At 71.6% G+C, this 25,642-nt stretch carries 21 protein-coding genes; 10 read left to right on the forward strand and 11 right to left on the reverse strand.

All coding sequences use genetic code 11. The annotated features are described in order from the left end of the window. Positions 1 to 30: 30 nt before the first annotated feature. Positions 31 to 1,548 (forward strand): VWA domain-containing protein, encoded by a 1,518-nt coding sequence (locus tag AB0G56_RS09715; protein ID WP_360966252.1) that lies wholly within the window; start codon positions 31 to 33, stop codon positions 1,546 to 1,548. A 169-nt stretch (positions 1,549 to 1,717) separates the two neighbouring features. After that, positions 1,718 to 3,433: a methionine--tRNA ligase gene (gene metG, locus AB0G56_RS09720; RefSeq protein WP_360966255.1), complete on the forward strand. Its 1,716-nt coding sequence runs from the start codon at positions 1,718 to 1,720 to the stop codon at positions 3,431 to 3,433. 88 nt (positions 3,434 to 3,521) lie between these two features. On the opposite strand, the gene aspS is transcribed toward metG, so the two are convergent. After that, entirely contained in the window at positions 3,522 to 5,285 is a 1,764-nt protein-coding gene (gene aspS / locus AB0G56_RS09725; RefSeq protein WP_360966258.1) for an aspartate--tRNA ligase, read from the reverse strand. 221 nt (positions 5,286 to 5,506) lie between these two features. Here aspS and AB0G56_RS09730 point away from each other — a divergent pair, with 221 nt between their 5' ends. Then, entirely contained in the window at positions 5,507 to 7,672 is a 2,166-nt protein-coding gene (locus AB0G56_RS09730) for a SpoIIE family protein phosphatase (RefSeq protein WP_360966261.1), read from the forward strand. Positions 7,673 to 7,718: 46 nt separating this feature from the next. Here the strand turns inward: AB0G56_RS09730 and AB0G56_RS09735 are convergent, their stop codons facing one another. The 4 genes from AB0G56_RS09735 to AB0G56_RS09750 all read right to left on the reverse strand — a co-directional run bounded on the left by AB0G56_RS09735 (position 7,719) and on the right by AB0G56_RS09750 (position 11,287). Next, a complete protein-coding gene (locus AB0G56_RS09735; RefSeq protein WP_360966263.1) occupies positions 7,719 to 8,744 on the reverse strand; it encodes an AI-2E family transporter in 1,026 nt (341 codons plus the stop codon). An 83-nt stretch (positions 8,745 to 8,827) separates the two neighbouring features. Then, positions 8,828 to 9,805: a pirin family protein gene (locus AB0G56_RS09740; RefSeq protein WP_360966266.1), complete on the reverse strand. Its 978-nt coding sequence runs from the start codon at positions 9,803 to 9,805 to the stop codon at positions 8,828 to 8,830. Between the two features lie 107 nt (positions 9,806 to 9,912). Beyond that, positions 9,913 to 10,452, reverse strand: a complete 540-nt coding sequence (locus tag AB0G56_RS09745; RefSeq protein WP_360966269.1) for a hypothetical protein — start codon at positions 10,450 to 10,452, stop codon at positions 9,913 to 9,915. Between the two features lie 355 nt (positions 10,453 to 10,807). Continuing rightward, positions 10,808 to 11,287 carry an SseB family protein gene (locus AB0G56_RS09750; protein ID WP_360966271.1) on the reverse strand — a complete coding sequence of 160 codons (480 nt, stop codon included), beginning with the start codon at positions 11,285 to 11,287 and terminating at the stop codon, positions 10,808 to 10,810. 144 nt (positions 11,288 to 11,431) lie between these two features. Here AB0G56_RS09750 and AB0G56_RS09755 point away from each other — a divergent pair, with 144 nt between their 5' ends. The 4 genes from AB0G56_RS09755 (at position 11,432) to AB0G56_RS09770 (ending at position 15,702) form a co-directional block, all read left to right on the forward strand. Then, positions 11,432 to 13,258, forward strand: a complete 1,827-nt coding sequence (locus AB0G56_RS09755) for an acyl-CoA dehydrogenase (protein ID WP_360966274.1) — start codon at positions 11,432 to 11,434, stop codon at positions 13,256 to 13,258. A 95-nt stretch (positions 13,259 to 13,353) separates the two neighbouring features. Then, on the forward strand, positions 13,354 to 14,652 hold the full coding sequence (locus AB0G56_RS09760; RefSeq protein ID WP_360966277.1) for a M18 family aminopeptidase: 1,299 nt from the start codon (positions 13,354 to 13,356) through the stop codon (positions 14,650 to 14,652). A 124-nt stretch (positions 14,653 to 14,776) separates the two neighbouring features. Beyond that, positions 14,777 to 15,031, forward strand: coding sequence for a DUF6458 family protein (locus AB0G56_RS09765; protein WP_360966280.1), 255 nt, complete (start codon positions 14,777 to 14,779; stop codon positions 15,029 to 15,031). Positions 15,032 to 15,207: 176 nt separating this feature from the next. Further along, positions 15,208 to 15,702, forward strand: coding sequence for an LURP-one-related family protein (locus tag AB0G56_RS09770; RefSeq protein ID WP_360966283.1), 495 nt, complete (start codon positions 15,208 to 15,210; stop codon positions 15,700 to 15,702). Positions 15,703 to 15,709: 7 nt separating this feature from the next. Here AB0G56_RS09770 and AB0G56_RS09775 read toward each other — a convergent pair whose 3' ends face one another. Then, positions 15,710 to 16,483 carry a carbon-nitrogen family hydrolase gene (locus AB0G56_RS09775; RefSeq protein ID WP_360966286.1) on the reverse strand — a complete coding sequence of 258 codons (774 nt, stop codon included), beginning with the start codon at positions 16,481 to 16,483 and terminating at the stop codon, positions 15,710 to 15,712. A 220-nt stretch (positions 16,484 to 16,703) separates the two neighbouring features. On the opposite strand from AB0G56_RS09775, the gene AB0G56_RS09780 reads away from it, so the two are divergent. Beyond that, positions 16,704 to 17,528 (forward strand): maleylpyruvate isomerase family mycothiol-dependent enzyme, encoded by an 825-nt coding sequence (locus AB0G56_RS09780; RefSeq protein WP_360966289.1) that lies wholly within the window; start codon positions 16,704 to 16,706, stop codon positions 17,526 to 17,528. 37 nt (positions 17,529 to 17,565) lie between these two features. On the opposite strand, the gene AB0G56_RS09785 is transcribed toward AB0G56_RS09780, so the two are convergent. Together AB0G56_RS09785 and AB0G56_RS09790 are read right to left on the reverse strand one after the other, a co-directional pair. After that, positions 17,566 to 18,882 carry an MFS transporter gene (locus AB0G56_RS09785; protein ID WP_360966292.1) on the reverse strand — a complete coding sequence of 439 codons (1,317 nt, stop codon included), beginning with the start codon at positions 18,880 to 18,882 and terminating at the stop codon, positions 17,566 to 17,568. Beyond that, positions 18,879 to 19,529, reverse strand: a complete 651-nt coding sequence (locus tag AB0G56_RS09790) for a GntR family transcriptional regulator (RefSeq protein ID WP_360966295.1) — start codon at positions 19,527 to 19,529, stop codon at positions 18,879 to 18,881. The genes AB0G56_RS09785 and AB0G56_RS09790 overlap by 4 nt, the downstream gene beginning before the upstream one ends. A gap of 196 nt (positions 19,530 to 19,725) precedes the next feature. On the opposite strand from AB0G56_RS09790, the gene AB0G56_RS09795 reads away from it, so the two are divergent. Both AB0G56_RS09795 and AB0G56_RS09800 read left to right on the forward strand, forming a co-directional pair. Next, entirely contained in the window at positions 19,726 to 20,628 is a 903-nt protein-coding gene (locus AB0G56_RS09795; RefSeq protein ID WP_360966298.1) for a D-alanyl-D-alanine carboxypeptidase, read from the forward strand. A gap of 189 nt (positions 20,629 to 20,817) precedes the next feature. Next, positions 20,818 to 21,792, forward strand: coding sequence for a Bro-N domain-containing protein (locus AB0G56_RS09800; protein ID WP_360966301.1), 975 nt, complete (start codon positions 20,818 to 20,820; stop codon positions 21,790 to 21,792). An 83-nt stretch (positions 21,793 to 21,875) separates the two neighbouring features. Here the strand turns inward: AB0G56_RS09800 and AB0G56_RS09805 are convergent, their stop codons facing one another. Genes AB0G56_RS09805 through pdhA form a run of 3 tightly spaced genes read right to left on the reverse strand, consistent with a single transcriptional unit; the run spans position 21,876 to position 25,545 of the window. Next, complete coding sequence (locus AB0G56_RS09805; RefSeq protein WP_360966838.1) at positions 21,876 to 23,288, reverse strand: dihydrolipoamide acetyltransferase family protein; 1,413 nt, start codon at positions 23,286 to 23,288, stop codon at positions 21,876 to 21,878. A gap of 20 nt (positions 23,289 to 23,308) precedes the next feature. Beyond that, complete coding sequence (locus AB0G56_RS09810) at positions 23,309 to 24,286, reverse strand: alpha-ketoacid dehydrogenase subunit beta (protein ID WP_360966304.1); 978 nt, start codon at positions 24,284 to 24,286, stop codon at positions 23,309 to 23,311. After that, complete coding sequence (gene pdhA / locus AB0G56_RS09815; protein WP_360966308.1) at positions 24,286 to 25,545, reverse strand: pyruvate dehydrogenase (acetyl-transferring) E1 component subunit alpha; 1,260 nt, start codon at positions 25,543 to 25,545, stop codon at positions 24,286 to 24,288. Before pdhA ends, AB0G56_RS09810 begins: the two co-directional genes overlap by 1 nt. Positions 25,546 to 25,642: the final 97 nt, after the last annotated feature.

Below are 25,642 nucleotides of genomic sequence, written 5' to 3' on the forward strand. Positions count from 1 at the left end.
CGGGATCAACTCACGCGAAGGGTTGCGCACATGGGCATTCTCACTCGCCTGCGGAACGCGTTCGGCCGGTCACGCAAGGGGCGTACGGCCGAGGCAGAGGGTGCGGAGCAGGTTCCGACGACCCGGGAGGCGGCCCCGGCGCCCGCACAGGAGCCGACACCGAAGGTCCCGGCCCCGGCCCCGGAGCCCACCCCGGCGCCCGTCGCCCACGTCCCGGACCAGCGCACACCCGTCGACGACGAGCACGAACTGGTGGCAGCGGCCTTCGACAACGTCACGGTCCCGAAACCGGCGGGGCCGACAGAGACCACGGAGACGGCTGAACCGGCGGGGCCGACAGAGACCACGGAGACGGCTGAACCGGCGGGGCCGACAGAGACGGCGAAGTCGGCTGAACCGGCACAGACGGCTGAACCGGCGGGGCCGGCAGAGACCACGGAGACGGCTGAGCCGGCGGGGCCGGCTGAACCGGCACAGACGGCTGAACCGGCGGGGCCGACAGAGACGACGGAGACGGCTGAACCGGCGGAACCCACAGAGCCTGAGGCACTGACAGAGCCGGAGGCACTGCCGGAGCCGACGGCGGCGGAACCGACGGCGGCGGAAGAACCCCCGGCAGCACCGCACGGACCGGCACACCCCGAGGAGCCCGAACCGGCGGCGCAGCCGGAGCAGCCCGCGCGGCCCTCGAAGTCCGCGGAAGCGGACCAGGCCCCCGAGCCCCCGCGAGCCGCCGACGGCGAGGAGGCCCCCCAGGGGCCGCCCGCACCCGACGGCGAAAGCCGCACGGGTGCTGCGAGTGGGAACGACAACCCGGCCGACGCCGAACCCGAGGCCGAACCCGCCACCGCTTCCGCCCCGGACCCCGAAACCCCCGCCAGACCCGCCACCCCCCTCCCCCGCCTGAAGTCCCGCGCCCCGGGCCTCGCCCCGGCCTACAAGGCCGCCACCGCCGCCCTCAAGAAGAACGACCTCACCGGCGCCCGCGCCGAGGTCCACCTCGTCCTCGACCGCTCCGCGTCCATGCGCCCGTACTACAAGGACGGCTCCGCGCAGACCCTCGCGGAGCAGACCCTGGCCCTCGCGGCGCACCTCGACCCCGAGGCCACGGTCCACGTGACCTTCTTCTCCACGGAGGTGGACGGCACCACCGACCTCACCCTCGCCGACCACGAGGGCCGGATCGACGAGGTGCACGGCACGCTCGGCCGCATGGGCCGCACCAGCTACCACGCCGCCGTGGAGGCGGTCCTGGCCCACCTCGACGAGAACGGCAGGGCGCCGCAGGCCCCCGTACTGGTGCTCTTCCAGACGGACGGCGCGCCCGACGCCAAGACCCCCGCCACCCAGGCCCTCACCGAGGCCGCGGCGAGCCACCCCGGCGTCTTCTTCTCGTTCGTCGCCTTCGGCGAGCACGACAACAAGGCCTTCGACTACCTCCGCAGGCTGAAGAGCGCCAACGCGTCCTTCTTCCACGCCGGCCCCGCCCCCCGCGAGCTGTCGGACAAGGAGCTGTACGAGGGCGTGCTGGCGGCCTGGCGCCCGTAACGCACCGCAGCCACCGCACGACACCCCGCGCCGTCCGCTTCCCAGCCCGTAGAACGGGAAGCGGGCGGCGCGGTCGTGTCGGCTACGATTTCAAGGTTCGTAGACGAATCGGACGGCCGCAGGAGGCCGCCCGCCGTCACCCCACGTAGCGACTTGGGAGCAGCCCGCGATGGCTCGACACCTCATCACCAGCGCCCTTCCGTACATCAACGGGATCAAGCACCTGGGCAACATGGTGGGGTCCATGCTCCCGGCGGACGTCTACGCGCGCTACCTGCGCCGGCGCGGCCACGAGGTGCTGTACATCTGCGCCACGGACGAGCACGGCACCCCCGCGGAGCTGGCCGCCAAGGAACGGGGCATCCCGGTCGCCGAGTTCTGCGCGCAGGCGCACGACGCGCAGAAGGCGGTGTACGACGGCTTCGCACTCGCCTTCGACTACTTCGGCCGCAGCTCCTCTCCCGAGAACGTGGAGATCACGCAGCACTTCGCGCGCAGGCTGCAGGAGAACGGCTTCATCGAGGAGCGTTCGATCCGCCAGGTGTACAGCCCGGCCGACGGCCGCTTCCTGCCGGACCGTTACGTGGAGGGCACCTGCCCGCACTGCGGCTACGACAAGGCGCGCGGCGACCAGTGCGAGAACTGCACCCGCGTGCTGGACCCGACGGACCTGATCGACCCGCGCAGCGCCATCTCGGGCTCGACGGACCTGGAGGTCCGCGAGACCAAGCACCTCTTCCTGCTCCAGTCCAAGCTGCAGCACGAGGTCGAGGAGTGGGTGGCCCGCCACGAGGCCGACTGGCCGCAGCTGGCCTCCTCCATCGCCCGCAAGTGGCTGACCGAGGGCCTGCACGACCGCGCGATCACCCGCGACCTGGACTGGGGCGTCCCCGTCCCGGCGGACACCTGGCCGGAGCTGGCGGCCGAGGGCAAGGTCTTCTACGTGTGGTTCGACGCGCCCATCGAGTACATCGGCGCGACGAAGGAGTGGGCGGACGAGGACCCGGCGGGCCGCGACTGGAAGTCGTGGTGGTACGAGGCCGACGACACCGTCCGCTACACGGAGTTCATGGCGAAGGACAACGTCCCCTTCCACACCGTGATGTTCCCGGCGACGGAACTCGGCGTGCGTGAGCCGTGGAAGAAGGTCGACTACGTCAAGGCCTTCAACTGGCTGACGTACTACGGCGGGAAGTTCTCCACCTCGCAGAAGCGGGGCGTCTTCACCGACCAGGCCCTGGAGATCCTCCCGGCGGACTACTGGCGCTACTTCCTCATCGCCAACGCGCCCGAGTCGGACGACTCCTCCTTCACCTGGGAGCACTTCACGGCCACGGTGAACAAGGACCTGGCCGACACCCTGGGCAACTTCGTCAACCGCGTGCTGTCCTTCTCCAAGAAGCGCTTCGGCGCCGAGGTCCCGGCCGGTGGTGCGCCGGGCGAGGCGGAGGCGCGGCTGGGCGAGGAGATCGCCCGGCTGCTCGCCGAGTACGAGGAGCAGATGGAGGCGCTCCAGTTCCGCAAGGCCGCCGCGGCCCTGCGCGCGCTGTGGTCGGCCGGCAACTCCTACCTGGAGGAGAAGGCCCCCTGGCTGGAGATCAAGACCGACCAGGACGGCGCGGCCCTGACCCTGCGCACGGCGATGAACCTGATCCACCTGTACGCGGTGGTCTCCGAGCCCCTCATCCCCACCACGGCCAAGGCGATGCGCGCCGCGTTCGCCCTCGCCGACGACACGGCGACCTGGGTCACCCCCGAGGAGGCGAAGTCCCTGGACTCGCTGCCCGCGGGCACCCCCTTCACGGTCCCGCCGGTCCTGTTCGCCAAGCTCACCGAGGACGACCTGGCCGCCTACAAGGAGCGCTTCGGCGGCGAGCCGCAGTAGTGCCTACCGCCCCCGGTGAGCGGGGTGCGAAAACGGCGAGGCGGTCCGGAACCGACATCGGTTCCGGACCGCCTCGCCGTTGCGCGGCCTACTTCGGCTGCGGCTTGCGCACCGTCAGGTGCAGTTCGCGCAGGCGGGACTCGTCCAGTTCGGTCGGGGCGCCCATCATCAGGTCCTGGGCGTTGCCGTTGAGCGGGAAGGCGATCGTCTCGCGGATGTTGGGCTCGTCCGCCAGGAGCATGACGATGCGGTCCACGCCGGGGGCGATGCCACCGTGCGGCGGGGCGCCGAAGCGGAGCGCGCGGAGCATGCCCGCGAACTCGCGCTCCACCGTCTCGTTGTCGTAGCCCGCGATCTCGAAGGCCTTGAGCATGATGTCCGGCTCGTGGTTCCGGATGGCGCCGCTGGACAGCTCGACGCCGTTGCAGACGATGTCGTACTGCCAGGCCAGGACGTCCAGCGGGTCCTGGTTCTCCAGGGCGTCCAGACCGCCCTGCGGCATCGAGAACGGGTTGTGCGAGAAGTCGATCTTCCCGGTCTCCTCGTCCTTCTCGTACATCGGGAAGTCGACGATCCAGCAGAAGCGGAAGACGTCCTCCTCGAAGTGCCCGGCGCGCTTGGCGGCCTCGACCCGCACCGCGCCCATGATCTTCGAGACCTCGTCGAACTCGCCCGCGCCGAAGAACACCGCGTGCCCGGCGGCCAGCGACAGTCGCTTGGTCAGCTCGGCGACGTTCTCCTCGGTGAGGAACTTCGCGATGGGGCCGGTCAGCGAACCGTCCTCGGCCACCCGCACCCAGGCCAGGCCCTTGGCGCCCAGCGACACCGCGTAGTCACCCAGCTGGTCGAAGAACTTGCGCGGCTGGTCCTGGACCGCCGGCACCGGCAGCGCACGCACGTGCTTGCCGGCGAACGCCTTGAACTCCGAGCCCGCGAAGACGTCGGTGATGTCCACCAGCTCCAGCTTGGCGCGCAGGTCCGGCTTGTCGGAGCCGTACTTGAGCATCGCCTCGCGGAACGGGATGCGCGGGAAGGGGGAGGTGACGTGACGGCCGCCGCCGAACTCCTCGAACAGCTCGGTCATCAGCTGCTCGATGGGACGGAACACATCCTCCTGCTCGACGAAGCTCATCTCGACGTCGAGCTGGTAGAACTCGCCCGGCGAACGGTCCGCGCGGGCGTCCTCGTCGCGGAAGCAGGGCGCGATCTGGAAGTACCGGTCGAAGCCGGAGATCATCAGCAGCTGCTTGAACTGCTGCGGCGCCTGCGGCAGGGCGTAGAACCGGCCGGCGTGCAGACGCGAGGGCACGACGAAGTCACGGGCGCCCTCGGGGGAGGTCGCCGTCAGGATCGGCGTCGCCATCTCGTTGAAGCCGAGCGCGACCATCTTGTGCCGGATCGCGGAGATCACGGCCGTCCGCAGCATGATGTTGCGGTGCATGCGCTCGCGGCGCAGGTCCAGGAAGCGGTACTCCAGGCGCCGCTCCTCGTTGACCCCGTCCTCCGCGTTGATCGTGAAGGGCAGCGGGGCGGCGGCGCCGAGCACCTCGACCTCACCGACCTCGACCTCGACCTCGCCGGTGGGCAGGTCGGTGTTCACGTTCTCGGTTCCACGTGAAACAACGCCGCCGTCGACCCGGACGACCGTCTCCTTGGACAGCTTGTCCAGCGCCTCGTACGCGGGCGTGCCGGGACGGGCGACGAGCTGCGTGATGCCGTGGTGGTCGCGCAGATCGATGAAGAGGATGCCGCCCAGGTCGCGCCGATTGTGCAGCCAGCCACTCAGCCGGACGTCGGTGCCGACGTCAGAGGCGCGGAGCTCGCCGCAGGTGTGGGACCTGTACCGATGCATCGTCGTTCATCCAGTCTTCGCGGATCGGGGATCACCGGGCGGGCACGGCCCGGACCCACCCAGCCTACCGGCCGAGGGGAGATCGCCTCTCCCCCATATCACGGCCCACGCCGCCGACCGTGATCCCGGCGTCCCCACCGGCCCGTTCGCGGCCGCCCCGGGCCCGCACGCCCGTACGTCTTCGGTGGCAGTGTTCGAGAGCCTCTTCTTACAGTGGGGCAATGCGCACTGGTGAGCCCCTGCCCGCCGTGGGGGACGTCCTGGCCGCCCTCGCGACCGGGCTGTGGCACTGGGACACCTCCACCGGGCTGGTCGCGGTCGACGCCGAGGCGGCACGGCTGCTCGGGCTGCCCGCCGAGGACGCCACCCTCACCGAGGCCCAGGTGCGCGCCCGCCTGCACCCGGTCGACTGGAACGAGATCACCGGCGTGGTCCGGCTCGCCGCCGCCGAAGGCACCCTCGCCGAGGTGCGCATCCGGATCATGGACGAGCGGGGCCGGATCATCCGCGTGGTCCGCAGCCGCTCCCGCCCCGCCTACGACTCCCGCAAGAAGGCCTACGAACTGATCGGCACCCTCCAGGAGGTCACCGAACCCACGCCCGGCTCCCCGGCCGGGCGCAGCGCGGTCACCGGCGACTGGCGGCGCTCACGGGAGGCGTTCCTGCTGGACGCGGGCCGCGCCCTGGCCGAGGCGCGCTCCACCGCGGAGGTGCTGCGGGTCGCGGCCGGCCTGTCGATGCCCGGCTTCTCACCGGACGGCCTGGCCGTCTTCGGCGTGGAGGCCGACCACCTGACGATCATCGGCCACCACGGGCAGCAGGAGGGCGACGAGGTCCCCTTCGTGCACATGGCCCTGGAGACCGACTACCCGGCCGCCGAGGTGGTCCGCACCGGACGGGCCGTCTACCTGGCCTCCCCCGAGGAGTACCAGGCCCGCTACCCGCTCACCTGGAAACTGGCCCAGCGCTTCGAGCGCCGCTCCTGGGCGTTCCTGCCGCTGACCGCCTCGGGCCACACCATGGGCGCCTGGATGGCCGCCTTCACCTATCCGGTCGCCTTCACGCCCGACGAACGCTCGGTGCTGACCACGGTGGCCCGCATGCTCGCCCAGGCCCTCTCCCGCGCCGGGACGGCCGAGACCGAGCGGGCGCTGAGCGAGGGCCTGCAGCGCTCGATGATGCCCACGACCGGCCCCGCCGTCCCCGGCATGGACGTGGCGGCCCGCTACGTCCCCACCGGCGGCGGCCTCCAGGTCGGCGGCGACTGGTACGACGTGATCCCGCTGCCCGGCGGCCCCTCCCGGACCCGTACGAAGGCCGGCGCGGGACGGTTCGCCCTGGTCATGGGGGACGTACAGGGCCACGACGTACGCGCCGCCGGCCTGATGGGCCAGCTGCGCATCGCGCTGCGCGCCTACGCCTCCGAGGGCCACCGCCCGGACGCGGTCCTCACCCGCGCCTCCCGCTTCCTGCACGGCATCATCGACGAGGGCGCCGACAGCGCCGACGACGACCTCGCCGACCTGCGCTTCGCGACCTGCCTGTACGCCGAGGTCGACCCCCGCACCGGCATCCTGGAGGTCGCCCGCGCCGGGCACCCCGACCCGGTGATCCGCATGGCGGACGGCACGGTGCTGCTGCGCCCGACGGCGGGCGGGCTGCCGCTGGGCGTCGACCCGGACGCCGACTACCCCACCACCCGGTTCGTCCTGGAACCGGGCGAGACCATGATGCTCTGCACCGACGGCCTGATCGAGACCGGCGGCCACGACCTGGACACCGGCTGGCAGCGCATCCGCGCCATCCTGGAGCAGCACGACGGCGACACCGAGGAGCTGGCCGACGCGCTCGTCCAGGCGGTGCACGGGCCGTCCTCGCACCACACCACCGGCCCGCTCGCCGACCGCCGCGAGGACGACATCGCCGTCCTGCTGCTGAGCCGGCTCCCGGGCGGCCACGGCGGCGCCGTCACCGCCCGGCCGGAGATCCGGCGCACCCTGCTGACCGTGGCGCAGGCCGAGCCGGAGCGGATCGCGCTGGCCCGCCAGCAGCTGCGGGAGCTGCTGCACGACTGGTCGTCCGCCGACCAGGTGGACTCGGCGGTGCTGCTGCTGTCCGAGACGCTGACCAACGTGCTCGTGCACACCGACACCGACGCGCTGCTGCTGGCCGAGGTGAGCGGCGAACGGGGCGAGCGGCGGATGCGGGTGGAGGTCACCGACGCCGGCGACGACCTCCCGCACAAGCGCAGGCCGGGCGAGCTGGCCTCCTCCGGGCGGGGCCTGGTCCTGATCGAACTGCTCGCGGACGCCTGGGGGGTCGAGCCGCGGGGGGTGGGCAAGAGCATCTGGTTCGAGCTGTACGAGCCCCCGCACCCCAAGCTGTGAGACCGGCCGGCACCCGGGCCGGGCCGCGGCGGCCCTCGGGCCGCCGCTACGAGAACCGCTGCCGCAGTTCGTGCGCGACCCCGGACGCCGCCGCCGTCAGCGGCACCGCCAGCAGCATCCCGACGATTCCCGCGACCGACGCCCCCGCGGTGATGGCCAGCAGCACCGCCGCCGGATGCAGCTGCACGGTCCGGCTCTGGATCACCGGCTGCAGCACGTGCCCCTCCAGGACCTGCACGGCCAGCACCACGCCGAGCGCCCACAGCGCGACGGCGAACCCCCGGTCGGCGAGCGCGACCAGCACGGACACCGCCCCGGAGATGAACGCCCCCAGGTAGGGGATGTAGGCCCCGACGAAGACCAGCGCGCCCAGTCCGACGGCGCCCGGCACGTCGAGCAGCAGCAGCCCGACGGTGATGCACACGGCGTCGATGAACGCGATCAGCGTGGTCCCGCGCATGAAGCCCTCGACGGCGGCGAACGCCCGCCGGGCCATCGCCTCCGCCGTGTCCGCGCTCCCGCCCGGCGCCAGCGAACGCAGCGCGTCGAGCGCCCGGCCCGAGTCACGCAGGAAGAAGAAGACGAGCAGCAGCGCCAGCACCGCCATCGCCATGTACTCGGCGACCACGCTGACCCCGCTGATCACGTTGGAGACCGCCGTCCCGCCGAACTTGGACAGCAGCTGCCTGGCATGGCCGGCGAGGTCGTCGAGCGAGGTGCCGGCCGCCCCGAAGTGCGAGGCGAGCGACTTCGCCGCGCTCTCCAGGGAGGAGACGATCTGCGGCCCGCTGTCGATCAGCGCGAGCGCCACGATGTAGCCGACGCCGCCGACGACGACCAGGACGGCGGCACACGTGATCCCGGCCGCCAGCGAGCGGTTGACCTTCGCCCGCACCAGCCGCCGGAACAGGGGCCGCAGCAGCGCGGTCCCGAGCAGCGCGAGCAGCACCGGCGTGACCGTCGTACGGAAGGCCACGCACAGCCGCACCACGATCCACACCACGCCGGAGACGAGCAGCGCGACGGCGCACCAGGCAGCGAGGCGCCGGACGGGCTCGGGCAGCAGTCGCACCCCACCAGCGGACCACGCGCCGGGCGGGCTGTCCTGCACGGACGGCCCGCCCGGGTGACCTCGCGCCCGCGCGGGGCGGCGGCTCAGTCCTGCGGGCCGCTGCCGGTCATGCCGTGCACGGCCGGGACGGAGCCCAGCCGCCCCTTCTGGAAGTCCTCGAAGGCCTGCTGGAGTTCTTCCCTGGTGTTCATGACGAACGGGCCGTAGTGCGCCATCGGCTCACGGATCGGCTGCCCGCCCAGCAGGACGACCTCCAGGTCCGGCGTACGGGAGTCCTGCTTCTCGTCCGCGCGGACGGTCAGCGAACCGCCGGCGCCGAAGACGGCGGTCTGACCGACCTGGACCGGCCGGCGCTCGGCGCCCACCGTGCCGCGCCCGGCGAGGACGTAGGCCAGCCCGTTGAAGTCCTCCCGCCAGGGCAGGGTGACCTCCGCGCCCGGCGCGAGCGTCGCGTGGATCATGGTGATCGGCGTGTGCGTGACGCCGGGACCCTGGTGGCCGTCCAGCTCACCGGCGATGACCCGCAGCAGCGCCCCGCCGTCGGGGGAGGTGAGCAGTTGGACGTTGCCCCCGCGGATGTCCTGGTACCTCGGGGCCATCATCTTGTCCTTGGCCGGCAGGTTCACCCACAGCTGGAGGCCGTGGAAGAGGCCGCCGGACATGACCAGGGACTCCGGCGGCGCCTCGATGTGCAGCAGTCCGCTGCCCGCCGTCATCCACTGGGTGTCACCGTTGGTGATGGTGCCGCCACCGCCGTTGGAGTCCTGGTGGTCGAAGACGCCGTCGATGATGTAGGTGACGGTCTCGAAGCCGCGGTGCGGGTGCCAGGGGGTGCCCTTGGGCTCGCCGGGCGCGTACTCCACCTCACCCATCTGGTCCATCATGATGAACGGGTCGAGATGGCGGTAGTTGATCCCGGCGAACGCCCGGCGCACCGGGAAGCCCTCGCCCTCGAAACCGCTCGGCGCGGTCGTGACGGCGAGCACGGGGCGTGCCACGGCGTCGGCCGGCGCGGCCACACGGGGCAGCGCCAGCGGGTTCTCGACGGTCACTGCAGGCATGTCGGTACCTCCTTGTGCGCTCACTCTAGTTGAGCGTTCAACTTTCTGCCAGCCACAACGGAGGACGGCCCCGGGGCATTCCCGGACTCACGACGCGGTTCTGCCGCTCAGCGCCCCCAGCCGGTCAGCGCGCCCGCCGCGGGCGCCACCAGCATCACGCCGATGAAGAGCAGCACGCCCCCGACGCCCACCGCGAAGGCCGTCCCGCCGACCGGACGGCCGGTGGTGTCACGGCCGAACACCGCGACCTCCGGGTCCGCGGGGTCGTAGAGGATCTCCGCCCTTTCGGCCCCGTTCCCCGCCCCGCGCCACTCCCGGGTCAGCCCGTCGGCGTCGACGTACGTGTAGACGTGGTGCTCGGACGGCTCGTCGCCCCCGTGCACGGCGTAGGAGCGCCTCAGCCGGGCCGGCGCCGCGATCCCGCGCACCCGCAGCACCCGGACCCGCCGGACCAGCCCCGCCCCGCCCGCCACGGCGACGACGGCGGGCGCGATCACCAGCGGCGCCGCCAGCCAGCCGAAGACGGCCCCGGCCCCGGCCCCCTTCACCAGGAGGGCGGCGGCCACGAGCACGTAGACCGCCCCGGCGGCCCGTCCCGCTCCCCGGCGCGGCACGGGCGCCCACCGCTCCAGCCGCTCCTCGCGCACCTGCTCCGGCCCGTCCGGGCGGGGAGCACCGCTCGCGCGCGGGCAGCTCCCGGCCGAGGGCGTCGGCGAAGGCGCGCACGGCGGCGGCGTCGCGGCAGGTGAGGGAGTACGCGGCCGGCGGCTCGGCACCGGCGGCGGTCAGCACGACGGTCAGCGTGCGCCCGCCGGCCCCGCCGACGAGCACGCGTTCGATCGCCGCCACGGGTATGCGGCGGCGCAGCAGCCGGGCGTCGAGCAGCAGCTCACCCGGGCACAGCCGGGCAGCGCTGCGCCGCCGTCCGTGCAGGACCGGCGGCGCGGTGTCGAAGCAGGTCACGGGGGCACCCCAGGAGCGCCCCCGGGCGGAACGAGCGGTTCAGCCGTACATGCGGCGCATCGCGAAGTCGACCATCTGCTCGACCGCCTTCGCGTCGAAGACCATCCGGTGCTCGCCCTCCATGTCGAGCACGAAGCCGTACCCGGTGGGCAGCAGGTCGATCACCTCCGCGCCAGTGATCACGAAGTACTTGGACTCCTTGCCGGCGTAGCGGCGCAGTTCCTTGAGCGAGGTGAACATCGGGATCACCGGCTGCTGGGTGTTGTGCAGCGCGAGGAAGCCGGGGGTGTCGCCGCGCGGGCAGTACACCTTGGAGGTGGCGAAGATCTGCTGGAAGTCCTCGGCGGCCATCTGCCCGGTGGTGAAGGCGCGCACCGCGTCGGCCAGCGACGGAGGGGACGGCTCCGGATACAGCGGCGGCTGCTGCCCGTACCCGCCGACGCCTCCGGGCATCTGCTGCTGCGGCGGGACGTATCCCTGCTGTGCGCCCGCGCCCGCGCTCTGGTCGTAGCCGTACATGGACGCAAGAGTACTGAGTCACAGATGGCCCGCTCGGGGTTGCTTCTTATTACCGACGGGTAGCATCATCGGTGTTACTAGTTGGTACGTGAACCGGATGCGAGGAGCCAGTGCCTCGCCGAGTCCTCAACGGGAGCCGTGGCCATGGGGCACTACAAGTCGAATCTCCGTGACATCGAGTTCAACCTCTTCGAAGTGCTCGGGCGCGACAAGCTGTACGGCAGCGGCCCGTTCGAGGAGATGGACACCGAGACCGCCAAGTCCGTCCTGGCGGAGCTGACCCGCCTCGCGGAGAACGAGCTGGCGGAGTCCTTCGCGGACGCCGACCGCAACCCGCCGGTCTTCGACCCGCAGACCAGCACCGCGCCGGTCCCGGCGAGCTTCAAGAAGAGCTACAAGGCCTTCATGGACTCGGAGTACTGGCGTCTCGGCCTGCCCGAGGAGATCGGCGGCACCACCGCACCGCCGTCCCTGATCTGGGCCTACGCGGAGCTGATCCTCGGCGCCAACCCGGCCGTCTGGATGTACTCCTCCGGCCCGGCGTTCGCCCGCATCCTCTTCGAGGAGGGCACCGAGGAGCAGAAGAAGGCCGCCAAGGTCGCGGTCGAGAGGACCTGGGGCTCCACGATGGTGCTCACCGAGCCCGACGCGGGCTCCGACGTGGGCGCCGGCCGCACCAAGGCCGTCCAGCAGGAGGACGGCTCCTGGCACATCGAGGGCGTGAAGCGCTTCATCACCTCCGGTGAGCACGACATGGAGGAGAACATCCTCCACTACGTCCTCGCCCGCCCCGAGGGCGCGGGACCCGGTACCAAGGGCCTGTCCCTCTTCCTGGTCCCGAAGTACCTCTTCGACTTCGAGACCGGCGAGCTGGGCGAGCGCAACGGCGTCTACGCCACCAACGTCGAGCACAAGATGGGCCTGAAGGCCTCCAACACCTGCGAGATGACCTTCGGCGACCGCCACCCCGCCAAGGGCTGGCTGATCGGCGACAAGCACGACGGCATCCGCCAGATGTTCCGCATCATCGAGTTCGCCCGCATGATGGTCGGCACGAAGGCGATCTCCACCCTGTCGACCGGCTACCTCAACGCGCTGGAGTACGCCAAGGAGCGCGTCCAGGGCCCGGACCTCGCCGACTTCATGGACAAGACGGCGCCCAAGGTCACCATCACCCACCACCCCGACGTGCGCCGCTCGCTGATGACGCAGAAGGCGTACGCGGAGGGCATGCGCGCCCTCGTCCTCTACACCGCCTCGGTCCAGGACGCGATCGCGGTCAAGGAGGCGAACGGCGAGGACGCCAAGGCCGAGCACGCGCTGAACGACCTGCTCCTGCCCATCGTCAAGGGCTACGGCTCCGAGAAGGGCTACGAGCAGCTCGCCCAGTCCCTGCAGATCTTCGGCGGCTCCGGCTTCCTGCAGGAGTACCCGATCGAGCAGTACATCCGCGACGCCAAGATCGACACCCTGTACGAGGGCACCACCGCGATCCAGGGGCAGGACTTCTTCTTCCGGAAGATCGTCCGCAACCAGGGCGCCGCGCTGAACTCGCTCGCCGAGGACATCAAGCAGTTCCTGGCCCTGGCCACCGGCGGCGAGGAGCTGGCGGGCTCCCGTGAGCACCTGGCCAAGGCCGCCGTCGAGCTGGAGGCCGTCGTCGGCCTGCTGCTGACCGACCTCGCCGCCACCGAGCAGGACGTCAAGAACATCTACAAGGTGGGCCTGAACACCACCCGCCTGCTGCTGGCCTCCGGTGACGTGGTCGTCGGCTACCTGCTGCTCAAGGGCGCCGCGATCGCCGCCGAGAAGCTCGAGACCGCCTCCGCCAAGGACCGGGCCTTCTACACCGGCAAGATCGCGGCGGCGAAGTTCTTCGCGGCCAACGTCCTGCCCGGCGTCACCCTGGCCCGCAAGCTGGCCCAGAACGTCGACCTGGACCTGATGGAGCTGGACGAGGCCGCGTTCTAGGCACCGTCGCCCCGCCACGGCTTCGCCGAGGGTCCCGCCGAGGGGTCCGCTCCCTCCGCCGGGAGCGGGCCCCTCGGCGTGGTTAAGGTGAACCCATGAGTACGAACCGGCCCTTCGACCGCGGCCACACCGACGACCTGATGTCCTTCCTGGCGGCGAGCCCGTCGCCGTACCACGCCGTGGCGAACGCCGCCGAGCGGCTGGAGAAGGCCGGCTTCCGGCAGGTCGCCGAGACGGACGCGTGGGACGGCACGAAGGGCGGGAAGTTCGTGCTGCGCGGCGGCGCGGTCATCGCCTGGTACGTGCCCGAGGACGCCGCCCCGCACACCCCGTTCCGCATCGTCGGCGCGCACACCGACTCGCCCAACCTGCGCGTCAAGCCGCTGCCCGACACCGGGGCGCACGGCTGGCGCCAGATCGCCGTGGAGATCTACGGCGGCCCGCTGATGAACTCCTGGCTCGACCGCGACCTGGGCCTGGCCGGGCGGCTCACCCTCCGCGACGGCTCCACCCGCCTGGTGAACGTCGACCGCCCGCTGCTGCGCGTCCCCCAGCTCGCCATCCACCTGGACCGCTCGGTGTCCACCGAGGGACTCAAGCTGGACAAGCAGCGCCACCTCCAGCCGGTGTGGGGCCTCGGCGACGACGTCCGCGACGGCGACCTCATCGCCTTCCTGGAGCGGGAGGCGGGCCTGCCGGCCGGCGAGGTCACCGGCTGGGACCTGATGACCCACTCCGTGGAGGCCCCCGCCTACCTGGGCCGCGACCGCGAGCTGATGGCCGGGCCGCGCATGGACAACCTGCTCTCCGTGCACGCCGGCACCGCCGCCCTGGCCGCGGTGGCGACCAGCGGCCAGGACCTGCCCTGCATCCCGGTCCTGGCCGCCTTCGACCACGAGGAGAACGGCTCCCAGTCCGACACGGGCGCGGACGGCCCGCTGCTCGGGTCGGTCCTGGAGCGCTCGGTGTTCGCCCGCGGCGGGTCGTACGAGGACCGGGCGCGCGCCTTCGCGGGCACCGTCTGCCTGTCCTCCGACACGGGCCACGCCGTGCACCCCAACTACGCCGAGCGCCACGACCCGACGCACCACCCGCGCGCGGGCGGCGGCCCGATCCTGAAGGTCAACGTCAACAACCGCTACGCCACCGACGGTTCGGGCCGGGCGGTGTTCGCGGCGGCCTGCGAGAAGGCGGGCGTCCCCTTCCAGTCCTTCGTCTCCAACAACTCCATGCCGTGCGGCACGACGATCGGCCCGATCACCGCGGCCCGGCACGGCATCAGGACCGTCGACATCGGCGTGGCCATCCTCTCCATGCACAGCGCCCGCGAACTGTGCGCGGCCGACGACCCGTTCCTGCTGGCCAACGCGCTGGTGGCGTTCCTGGAGGGCTGAGCGCGAGGGCCCATGGGCAGTCGCCGCCGCATGCTCACCCGGCTTGCGGGTACCCGGAGTTGACCGGAAGGGACCGGACGGGCCGGAACCACCGGACCTGACACCGGAGTAGGAGGCGACAGTCATGGGCCTCGGCGGGTGCATCATCCTCATCGCCGTGGGAGCCATCCTCACGTTCGCGACCGACTGGCACATGCAGGGGGTCAACCTGCACATGGTCGGCGTCATCCTGATGATCGTGGGCGTGATCGGCGTCACGACGTTCAGCAGCATCGCCCGGCGCCGCCGCGTGATGGTCCCGCCCTCCACAACGGTCGTCGAGGAGGAACGCCACCACCACGGGCCCCGGGACGGCTACACCGACGGCTACGGCGTTTGAATGCCCCCCTCCCTGAAGGGAGGGAAGGGATCCCTTGCGCGCCCTCCCCGGCGTGAACGCCGGGGCCTCCTCGCAAGAGACCGGTGAACCGCACCGGGCGATACGCCTGAGCCGCCCCGGGCGGTATACGCAGGCCCTGCGGTACGCCCGGGCCCGGCCGGGGAAGCGGTAAGGGCATGAGATTCCTCGTACGCGACCGGATCCTCGGCATCGGTGACGACTACTGGATCGAGGACGAGCACGGAGACAAGGTCTTCCTCGTCGACGGCAAGGCCATGCGGCTGCGGGACACCTTCGAGCTGAAGGACGCCCGCGGCCGGGTCCTGATCGACATCCACCAGAAGATGTTCTCCCTGCGGGAGACGATGGTGATCGAGCGGGGCGGGGAGGCGCTGGCGAAGATCCGGCGCAAGCGGCTGTCGCTGCTGCGCAACCACTACCGGGTCGCCCTGGTCGACGGCACGGAGCTGGACGTCAGCGGCAAGATCCTCGACCGGGAGTTCGCCGTCGAGTACGACGGGGAGCTGCTGGCGGTGATCTCCCGGCGGTGGCTGAGCGTCGTGGAGACCTACGGCGTCGACGTCGTACGGGACGACGCGGACCCGGCGCTGCTGATCGCGGTGGCGGTGTGCGTGATCCACCTGGCGGAGAAGGAGCGGGACGAGGCCTGAGGGCGGCTCAGAGGACCCTGTCCTTGAGGGCGGGGAACTGTTCCCGGGTCGCGGCGACCCGGCCGGGGTCGATCTCGACGCTCAGGACCTCCTCGTCCGCCCCGGCCTCCGCCAGCACCTCGCCCCACGGGTCCACCACGATCGAGTGACCGGCCTGCGGAACTCCCGCGTGGGTCCCGGCCGTTCCGCAGGCGAGCACGAACGCCTGGTTCTCCACCGCCCGCGCGCGGGCCAGCAGCGTCCAGTGCGCCCGGCGGCGCTCCGGCCAGCCCGCCGGGACCACCAGGGTCTCGGCGCCCGCGTCCACGAGGCCGCGGAACAGTTCGGGGAAGCGGAGGTCGTAGCAGGTCGCCACGCCCAGGGTCGTCTCCGGCAGCGCGACCGTCACCAGCTCGCGCCCGGCGCCCATCAGCACCGCCTCGCCCTTGTCGAAGCCGAAGCGGTGGATCTTGCGGTAGGCGGCGGCCAGGTCACCGCAGGGGGAGAAGACGAGGGAGGTGTTGTAGAGGGTGCCGTCGGTGTCCCGTTCCGGGATGGAGCCCGCGTGCAGCCACACGCCCGCGTCGCGTGCCGCCTGCCCCATGGCCTCGTGCGTCGGCCCGTCCAGCGGCTCGGCCTCACCGGCGAACGCCTCGAAGGCGAAGGCCCCGGTGGTCCACAGCTCAGGCAGGACGACGAGGTCGGCTCCCGCCTGCTCGCGCACCAGGGCGGCCGCCCGCCGCCGCCGCGAAACGACCGATTCGCCCTCGTCCACGGCGATCTGGATCAGCGAGGCGCGCACACTACCACCGTCCTGGCAATCGAGTTGTCCCGGCGGGCCTACGATCGTCACACGAAAGCACTGCCGGGGTGCCTCACAGCAGCGTAACTTGGGGATCCCCCCCTGCTCGAAGCGGAGCGAGAGTTCGGGGGAGTCCGAGCCGCCCGCCGACCGCCGCCACTCCCCACTGGCAATGCCGCCACAACCTGACCGTGTACCGACCGCCGAGGGGTCCCGTTCCGTGAGTCTGCATCCCACCCTCCAGCCCTACGCCGATGCCTGGACCCACTCCGTCGAGGCGATATCCGAGCTGGTGCAGCCGCTCGTGGAGGGCGAGTGGAACCGGCGGACCCCATGCCCCGGCTGGTCCGTGCGCGACGTCGTCTCGCACGTCATCGGGTTGGACTGCGAGGCGCTCGGCGATCCCCGCCCCATCCACTCCCTGCCGCGCGACCTGTTCCACGTCACCGACGAGCACCAGCGCTACATGGAGATGCAGGTCGACGTCCGCCGCCACCACACGGCGCCGGAGATGACGTCCGAGCTGGAGTACACGGTCATCCGCCGCAACCGCCAGCTGCGGGGCGAGTCGCGCGACCCGGGGACCAAGGTGCGCGGCCCGCTGGGCGCGGAGATCACCCTGGAGGAGTCGATGCGCTACCGGGCGTTCGACATCTGGGTGCACGAGCAGGACCTGCGCGCCGCCCTCGGACGCCCCGGAAACCTCGACTCGCCCGGCGCGTACGTGGCCCGCGACCACCTGCTCGACGCCCTGCCGGACGTCGTCGCGGTCAGGGCGGACGCGCCGCGCAGTTCGGCGATCGTCTTCGACGTGCACGGGCCGGTGGAGTTCCTGCGGACGATCCGCGTCGACATCCAGGGCCGCGGCACCCTGGAGACCGCTCCCGCGCTGGGCCCGGCCGCGACCCTCACCCTCGACTGGGAGACGTACGTCCGCCTGGCCTGCGGCCGTGTCACACCGGAGGCGGTGACGGACCGGGTGAAGACGGAGGGCGACCCGGAGCTGACGGCGGCGATCCTGCGGAACTTCGCGGTGACACGCTGAGGACGCCGGGGAACCGCCGCCCGGGCCGGCCCGCGCCTCAGGCGGGCACGTGCACGGTCTCGACCCGGCTCGCCACCAGGCGCTCCCGTTCCCTGCGCGCCGCGCGCCCGCGCAGCCTCAGGATCTGGCTGACGCCGAGCGCCTGGAGCACGAACACGGCGGAGAAGGCGACCGTGTAGTCGTCCCCCGTGGCGTCCAGCAGCACACCGATCGCCAGCAGCGTCGTCATCGAGGCGATGAAACCACCCATGTTGGTGATGCCGGACGCGGTCCCCTGCCGCTCGGCCGGGTTCGCCGGCCGGGCGAAGTCGAACCCGATCATCGAGGCGGGTCCGCACGCGCCGAGCACCGCGCACAGCACCACGAGGAGCCACATCGGCGCCCGCTCACCGGGGTACAGCAGCGTCGCCGCCCACATCGCCGCCGTCGCCGCGACCGTGCCGAGCGCCAACGGCAGCCGCGCCGCGTGGTGCCGGGCGACGATCTGCCCGTAGACGAGGCCGACGGCCATGTTCGACAGGACGACGAGCGTGAGCAGCTCCCCCGCCGTCCCGCGGGACAGGCCCTGCGCCTCCACCAGGAAAGGCAGGCCCCACAGCAGCAGGAACACCATCGCCGGGAACTGGGTGGTGAAGTGCACCCACATCCCGAGCCGGGTGCCCGGCTCGCGCCAGGAGGCGGCGATCTGCCCGCGGACGTAGGCGGCGCCCTGGTGCGGCAGGGGCGCCGGTTCGTGGCCCTCGGGGTGGTCCCTCAGGAAGAGGACCAGCAGCACCAGCACCACCACGCCGGCCAGCGCGCTGCCCGCGAAGGCCTGCGTCCAGCCGAGCCCGTGCAGCAGCCGGGCCAGCACCAGCGTGGAGACCAGGTTGCCCGCCATGCCGACGAGTCCGGCGAGCTGGGCGACCAGCGGCCCGCGCCGGGCGGGGAACCACCGGGTGCCCAGCCGCAGCACGCTGATGAAGGTCATGGCGTCACCGCAGCCGAGCAGCGCCCGGGAGGCGAGCGCGGTGCCGTACGAGGGCGAGAAGGCGAAGCCGAGCTGACCGGCCGTGAACAGCACCACGCCGATGCCCAGCACCTTCTTGGTGCCGAGCCGGTCGACGAGCAGGCCGACGGGTATCTGCATGCCCGCGTAGACGAGGAGCTGGAGGATCGAGAAGGTGGACAGCGCGGAGGCGCCCACGTGGAAGCGGTCCGCCGCGTCGAGTCCGGCGACGCCCAGCGAGGTGCGGAAGACGACCGCGACGAAGTAGACGGCGACGCCCGTGCACCACACGGCCACGGCCCGCCGGCCGCCCGGCGGGTCGCCGGGCAGGGAGACGGCGGCCGTCGTGTGCGACGTGGAACTCATCGGACCTCACCCCGTGCCAGGTGGGAGAACCAGCTGACGTGCCGGTGGACGACGTCGACGGCCGCCTCCGCGTCGCCCGAGCGCAGCGCGTCCAGGATCTCCTCGTGCTCGGCGAGCGTCTTGGCGATCCGGTCGGGGTGGGAGTGCATGACGGCCACCCCCATGCGCAGTTGGCGGTCGCGCAGCTGGTCGTAGAGGCGGGAGATGATCTCGTTGCCGCCGCTGCGGACGATCTCCGCGTGGAAGCAGCGGTCGGTGACGGAGGCGGCGGTGAGGTCGCCGGCGGCGGCCTGCGCCTTCTGCTGCTCCAGCAGCTCCTCCAGCCGCTCGATGAGCCCGGCCGGGGCGGGCACGGCCTTGCGGGCCGCGTGCTCCTCGACCAGCTGCCGGGTCTCGACGACGTCCGCGATCTCCTGGGCGGAGACCGGCAGGACGAGCGCTCCCTTCTTCGGGTAGAGCTTGAGGAGGCCTTCGGCCTCCAGCCGCAGCAGCGCCTCGCGGACCGGGGTGCGCGACACGCCGACGGCCTCGGCCAGCTCGCCCTCGGTCAGCAGGGTGCCGCCCTCGTAGCGGCGGTCGAGGACGGCTTGCTTGACGTGGGTGTACACGCGGTCGGCGGCGGGAGGCTGTTTCACTGCCAGGCTCATGCCGACAGCATAGATACAACACGTACGCATGGCGTGCGCCGTCCACCATGCGGACCGTCCGCGGACTTCACGGAATTTCCCCCGTCCCGGGGACAACCAACTGTGCTAGTTACGTGTCCTATAGACGCGGCCCCCCTTTATGGGCATTCAACTCGGCCGCACCATAGGGGCATTCGACATAATCGGGGTATCTCACTTGAAAACCGGCATCCAGGCCAACCGCTTCCGCAGAGCCGCAGCCGTCGCCCTGACCACCGGGGCCGTGCTCGCCGCGGGCGCCTTGACCGCCGCGCCCGCCCAGGCCGTCGCCACGCCGTCGATCGCGGCGAAGGGCGGCTACGCGATGAACAACGCGAACGGCTCGACGCTGTACGCGAAGAAGGCCGACACCCGGCTGTCCACCGGCTCCACGACGAAGATCATGACCGCCAAGGTCGTGCTGGCCCAGCGGAACCTCGACCTCAACGCCAAGGTCACCATCCAGAAGGCGTACAGCGACTACGTCGTGCGCAACAACGCCTCCCAGGCCCACCTGATCGTCGGCGACAAGGTGACCGTCCGTCAGCTCCTGTACGGGCTGATGCTGCCCTCGGGCTGCGACGCCGCCTACGCGCTGGCCGACAAGTTCGGCTCCGGCAAGACCCGTGACGCCCGGGTCAAGTCCTTCATCGGCAAGATGAACTCCGCCGCGAACGACCTCAAGCTGAAGAACACGCACTTCGACTCGTTCGACGGCATCGGCCGGGGCAAGAACTACTCGACGCCCCGCGACCTGACGAAGATCGCGAGCAGCGCGATGCGCAACTCCACGTTCCGCTCGATCGTCAAGACCAAGTCGTACCGCGCCAAGACCATCACCAGGACGGGCAGCACCCGCTCGATGGCGACGTGGACGAACACCAACACCCTGCTCGGCAGCTACCGCGGCGCCATCGGCGTGAAGACCGGCTCCGGCCCCGAGGCCAAGTACTGCCTCGTCTTCGCCGCCACCAAGGGCAACAAGACCGTCATCGGCACGGTCCTGGCCTCCACCTCCGTCAACCAGCGTGCGACGGACGCGACCAGGATCCTGAACTACGGCTTCGCGCGCCTCGGCTGAGCAGGCCGCGCACCAAAGGGGGCCCGCCGCTGCGGAACAGCGACGGGCCCCTTTCGCGTCCCGGCCAGGCACACTCCGGCCCTCCCCCGCAGCGGAATCGGGGAACTCCCCTCGCAATCGTGAACATCACGATCTCCGCTCGCATATGCGGATTTGCGCGCTCTACCTTCCGCAGCGGAGGTGGTTCACATGAACGAACCCAGCAAGAAGCCCCAGCCGGCCCAGCGGCACGGGGCGATCGACATCAGTGACTTCGTGTACGCGGCCACGGGGTCGAGGATCCGCCGGCTCACGATGCCGGACGGCACCCACTGGTTCCCGGCGGTGGACGTCTGCAAGCGGTTGGGTCACAGCAACTCCAGGCAGGCGCTCTCCGATCATGTCCCCGATGAGCACCGAGAGATTCTCGAGACCGTCACCGGAGCTTACGGTCTCAGCGTTCCCGCAGGCAGAGAGTGGCGTCGAGACCTGAATCTCATCGATCTCCAAGGTCTGGTCCTCCTCGTCAACGCCTGCACGAAAGCCGCCTGCGCGCCCTTCAAACAGTGGGTCGCCGAGGTGATCGAGGCCGTTCAGCGCGAGGGGTCCTACACCCTGGCGGAAGCCGAGGTGCAGCCCGCCGCCCCCGGGGCGCCGATCGCGTACGCCATGCCGGAGCAGGTCGCCGACGCCATCGTCCGGCTGGAGGCGCACAACCTCCAGGTCGACGAGGAGATTGCGTCCGCACAGCGTGAATCGCTCGCGGTGCAGAAGGAGATGCTGGCCGCGCAGCACGCCACGCTCGCCGCCCAGCAGGCCATCGCCCAGGCCATGGGACGCATCGCGGACCGGCTCGACACCCTGGCCCTCCAGTCGCCCGCGCCGGCGCGCACCACCGGCGTAGGCCCTACCAGCCCCACCAGCCCCACCACCGAGTCCGTACTGGCCGACTGGCGACAGCGGTTGTCCGTCACCGAGGACGTGTGGACGGTGGCCGTGGTGATCGCGCCGGTGCTCGTCGAGGAGGGCGAACTGCGCCGGCCGCTCGAATCGATCGCGGCCCGCACGGGCCTGCCGGTGCGCCGGGTCGACGAATGCCTGCGGATGCTGCGCAAGCACGCCTGCATCCGTTCGCGCGGCGCGGCGAAGGACGGCGCTCCCGTGTACGTGCTCGGCCGGGCCTGAGCCGGACACGAGCGGAGGGGCCGGTCGCAAGACATAGTTGCGGCCGACCCCTCCAGGTCGCTGAGACTAGCCGATCGGAGCCGTCAGGCCCAGGTGATCAACCGCTTAGGCTGTTCCAGGATCGCGGCCACGTCCGCCAGGACCTTGGAGCCCAGCTCCCCGTCGACCAACCGGTGGTCGAAGGAGAGGGCGAGGGTGGTGACCTGACGGGGCTTGACCTTCCCCTTGTGGACCCAGGGCTGGAGCTTGATCGCGCCGATCGCGAGGATCGCGGACTCGCCGGGGTTGAGGATCGGCGTGCCCGTGTCGACGCCGAAGACGCCGACGTTGGTGATCGTGATCGTGCCGCCCTGCATCGCCGCCGGGGAGGTCTTGCCCTCGCGGGCCGTGGAGACCAGCTCGCCCAGGGACGCGGCCAGCTGCGGGAGCGTCCGGGCGTGGGCGTCCTTGATGTTGGGGACGATCAGGCCCCGGGGGGTGGCCGCGGCGATGCCCAGGTTGACGTAGTGCTTGAGCACGATCTCCTGGTTCGCCTCGTCCCAGGACGCGTTGATGTCCGGGTTGCGCTTGACGGCGACCAGGAGGGCCTTGGCGATCAGCAGCAGCGGGTTCACGCGCAGGCCCGTGAACTCCTTGTCCTGCTTCAGCTCCTCGACCAGCTTCATGGTGCGCGTCACGTCCACCGTCACGAACTCCGTGACGTGCGGGGCGGTGAACGCGGAGCCGACCATCGCCGCCGCCGTGGCCTTGCGGACCCCCTTGACCGGCGTGCGGGTCTCCCGGCCCGTGTCGTACGACGGCACCGGTGCCGCGGCGGGCCGGGCCGCCGGAGCAACCGGGGCCTGGGGCGGGGCCGGTTCCGGTGTCCTCGGCCGTGCCGGTGCCGCCGCCGCGTGGACGTCCTCGCGGGTGATGACACCGTCCGGACCCGAGGGGACCACGGTCGCCAGGTCGACGCCGAGGTCCTTGGCCAGCTTGCGCACCGGCGGCTTCGCCAGCGGCCGGGCCGGCACAGCCGGGGCGGGCTGCGCGCCGTGGCCGTTCAGCTCGGCCTGGAGCGCGCCGGCCGCCTGGTCCGCCGGGGCCGCCGCGCCCTTGCGCGGGCGGCGCTTGGTGGCGGACGTCGAGACGCCGTAGCCCACCAGGACGGGCTGGCGGCCCTGCGGCTGCGCCTCCGGCTCCTCCTCGGGCGCGGCCTGGGCCGGTACCTCGGCCTGGGCCGGTGCGGAGGCGGCCGCACCGGCGCCGACGGCCACCGCGATGATGGCCGTGCCCACGTCCACCGTGGTCCCCTCGGAAAAGCGCAGCTCGTGGACCACGCCGTCGTAGGGGATGGGCAGTTCCACGGCCGCCTTGGCCGTCTCGACCTCGCAGACGACCTGGCCGTCGGTGACGGTGTCACCGGGCTGGACGTACCACTTGAGGATCTCGGCCTCGGTCAGCCCCTCGCCGACGTCCGGCATCTTGAACTCGCGTACGGACGCACCATCCGTCATCGTCGTCACGACCCTCTCCCTCAGTACGCCAGCGAGCGGTCGACGGCGTCGAGCACGCGGTCCAGGTCCGGCAGGTAGGACTCCTCCAGGCGCGCCGGCGGGTACGGCGCGTGGTAGCCGCCGACCCGCAGGACGGGGGCCTCCAGGTGGTAGAAGCAGCGCTCGGTGAGGCGGGCGGCGATCTCCGCGCCGGAGCCGAAGAACACCGGGGCCTCGTGGACCACGACCAGGCGGCCGGTCTTCTCCACCGACGCCTGGATCGAGTCGAAGTCCAGCGGGGAGACCGACCGCAGGTCCAGCACCTCCAGGGACTTGCCCTCCTCGGCCGCCGCGGCGGCGGCCTCCTGGCAGAGCTTCACCATCGGGCCGTACGCCGCCAGGGTGAGGTCGGTGCCCTCGCGGACGACCTGCGCCTTGTGCAGCGGGGCGGGAATGGCCTCGGCGTCGACCTCGGCCTTGTCCCAGTAGCGCCGCTTGGGCTCGAAGTAGATCACCGGGTCGTCGCTCTGGATGGCCTGCTGCATCATCCAGTACGCGTCCGACGCGTTGGACGGGGAGACGATCTTCAGGCCCGCCACGTGGGCGAAGAGGGCCTCGGGCGACTCCGAGTGGTGCTCCACCGCGCCGATGCCGCCGCCGTAGGGGATGCGGACGACGACCGGCATCTTGACCTTGCCCAGCGAGCGGGCGTGCATCTTCGCCAGCTGGGTGACGATCTGGTCGTAGGCCGGGAAGACGAAACCGTCGAACTGGATTTCGACCACCGGGCGGTAGCCGCGCAGGGCCAGGCCGATCGCCGTGCCGACGATGCCGGACTCGGCGAGCGGGGTGTCGATGACGCGGCTCTCGCCGAAGTCCTTCTGCAGGCCGTCCGTCACCCGGAACACGCCGCCGAGCTTGCCCACGTCCTCGCCCATGACGAGGACCTTGGGGTCCGCCTCCAGGGCGTGGCGCAGCGACTCGTTGATGGCCTTGGCCATCGCCATCTTCTCGGCCATCAGTGACCCCCTTCATCCGCGAACGACGCCTGGTAGGCGGCGAACTGGGCGCGCTCCTCGTCGACGAGCGCGTGCCCGTCCGCGTACACGTTCTCGAAGATGGCGAAGTGGTCCGGGTCGGGCATGCCGCGGACCGCTTCGCGCACTCGTCTTCCCAACGCCTCGCTCTCCGCGTCGAGTTCCGCGAAGAATCCCTCGTCCGCGTGGTTTGCGGACTCCAGGTGGCGGCGAAGACGCAGGATCGGATCCTTCGCCTCCCAGGCGGCCCGCTCGTCGTCGTGGCGGTAGCGGGTGGGGTCGTCGGAGGTGGTGTGGGCGCCCATGCGGTACGTGTACGCCTCGACCAGGGTCGGGCCCTCTCCGGCGCGGGCGCGCTCCAGCGCCCACTTGGTGACCGCGAGGCAGGCCAGCACGTCGTTGCCGTCGACGCGCACGCCGGGGAAGCCGTAGCCCTGCGCTCGCTGGTAGAGCGGCACCCGGGTCTGCTTCTCGGTCGGCTCGGAGATCGCCCACTGGTTGTTCTGGCAGAAGAAGACCACCGGGGCGTTGTAGACCGCGGAGAAGGTGAAGGACTCCGCGACGTCGCCCTGGCTGGAGGCGCCGTCGCCGAAGTAGGCGATGACCGCCGAGTCCGCGCCGTCCTTGGCGACGCCCATCGCGTAGCCGGTGGCGTGCAGCGTCTGCGAGCCGATGACGATCGTGTACAGGTGGAAGTTGTTGCTGTTGGGGTCCCAGCCGCCGTTGTTCACGCCGCGGAACATGCCCAGCAGGTTGGCCGGGTCGACGCCGCGGCACCAGGCGACGCCGTGCTCGCGGTAGGTCGGGAAGACGTAGTCGTCGTCGTGCAGGGCGCGGCCGGAGCCGATCTGGGCGGCCTCCTGGCCGAGCAGCGAGGCCCACAGGCCCAGCTCGCCCTGGCGCTGCAGGGCGGTGGCCTCGGCGTCGAAGCGCCGGGTGAGCACCATGTCGCGGTACAGCCCGCGCAGTTCCTCGGCGGTGATGCCGGCGACGTACCGGTCGTACTCGGCGTTCTTGACGCGCCTGCCCTCGGGCGTCAGCAGCTGCACGAGGCCGGGCTCGGCGCCGTCCGCGGCTCGCGTGCCCTTCTTGGCGGTCGTGCGGGTGGTGCTGGTGGTGCGGGTCGTGCGCTTGGTGCCGGTGGTGCCGGCCGTGGTGCCGGACGCCTTCGTGCCGGACGTCCCGGCCTTGCTCCCGGCGCTGCGTCGCGGTGTACGCGCGGCAGTGCTCTCCTCGGTCACGTGTACTCCTCCGTCGGTCCGGCCCCCCGGGGTTGCCGGTGGGCCTGGGGGTCCCCGCTGCTCGTCAGAGCTTGGGGGAGGCTCACCTGTTTTGGAC

Source organism: Streptomyces sp. NPDC021356 (assembly GCF_040641015.1).
Lineage (GTDB): Bacteria > Actinomycetota > Actinomycetes > Streptomycetales > Streptomycetaceae > Streptomyces.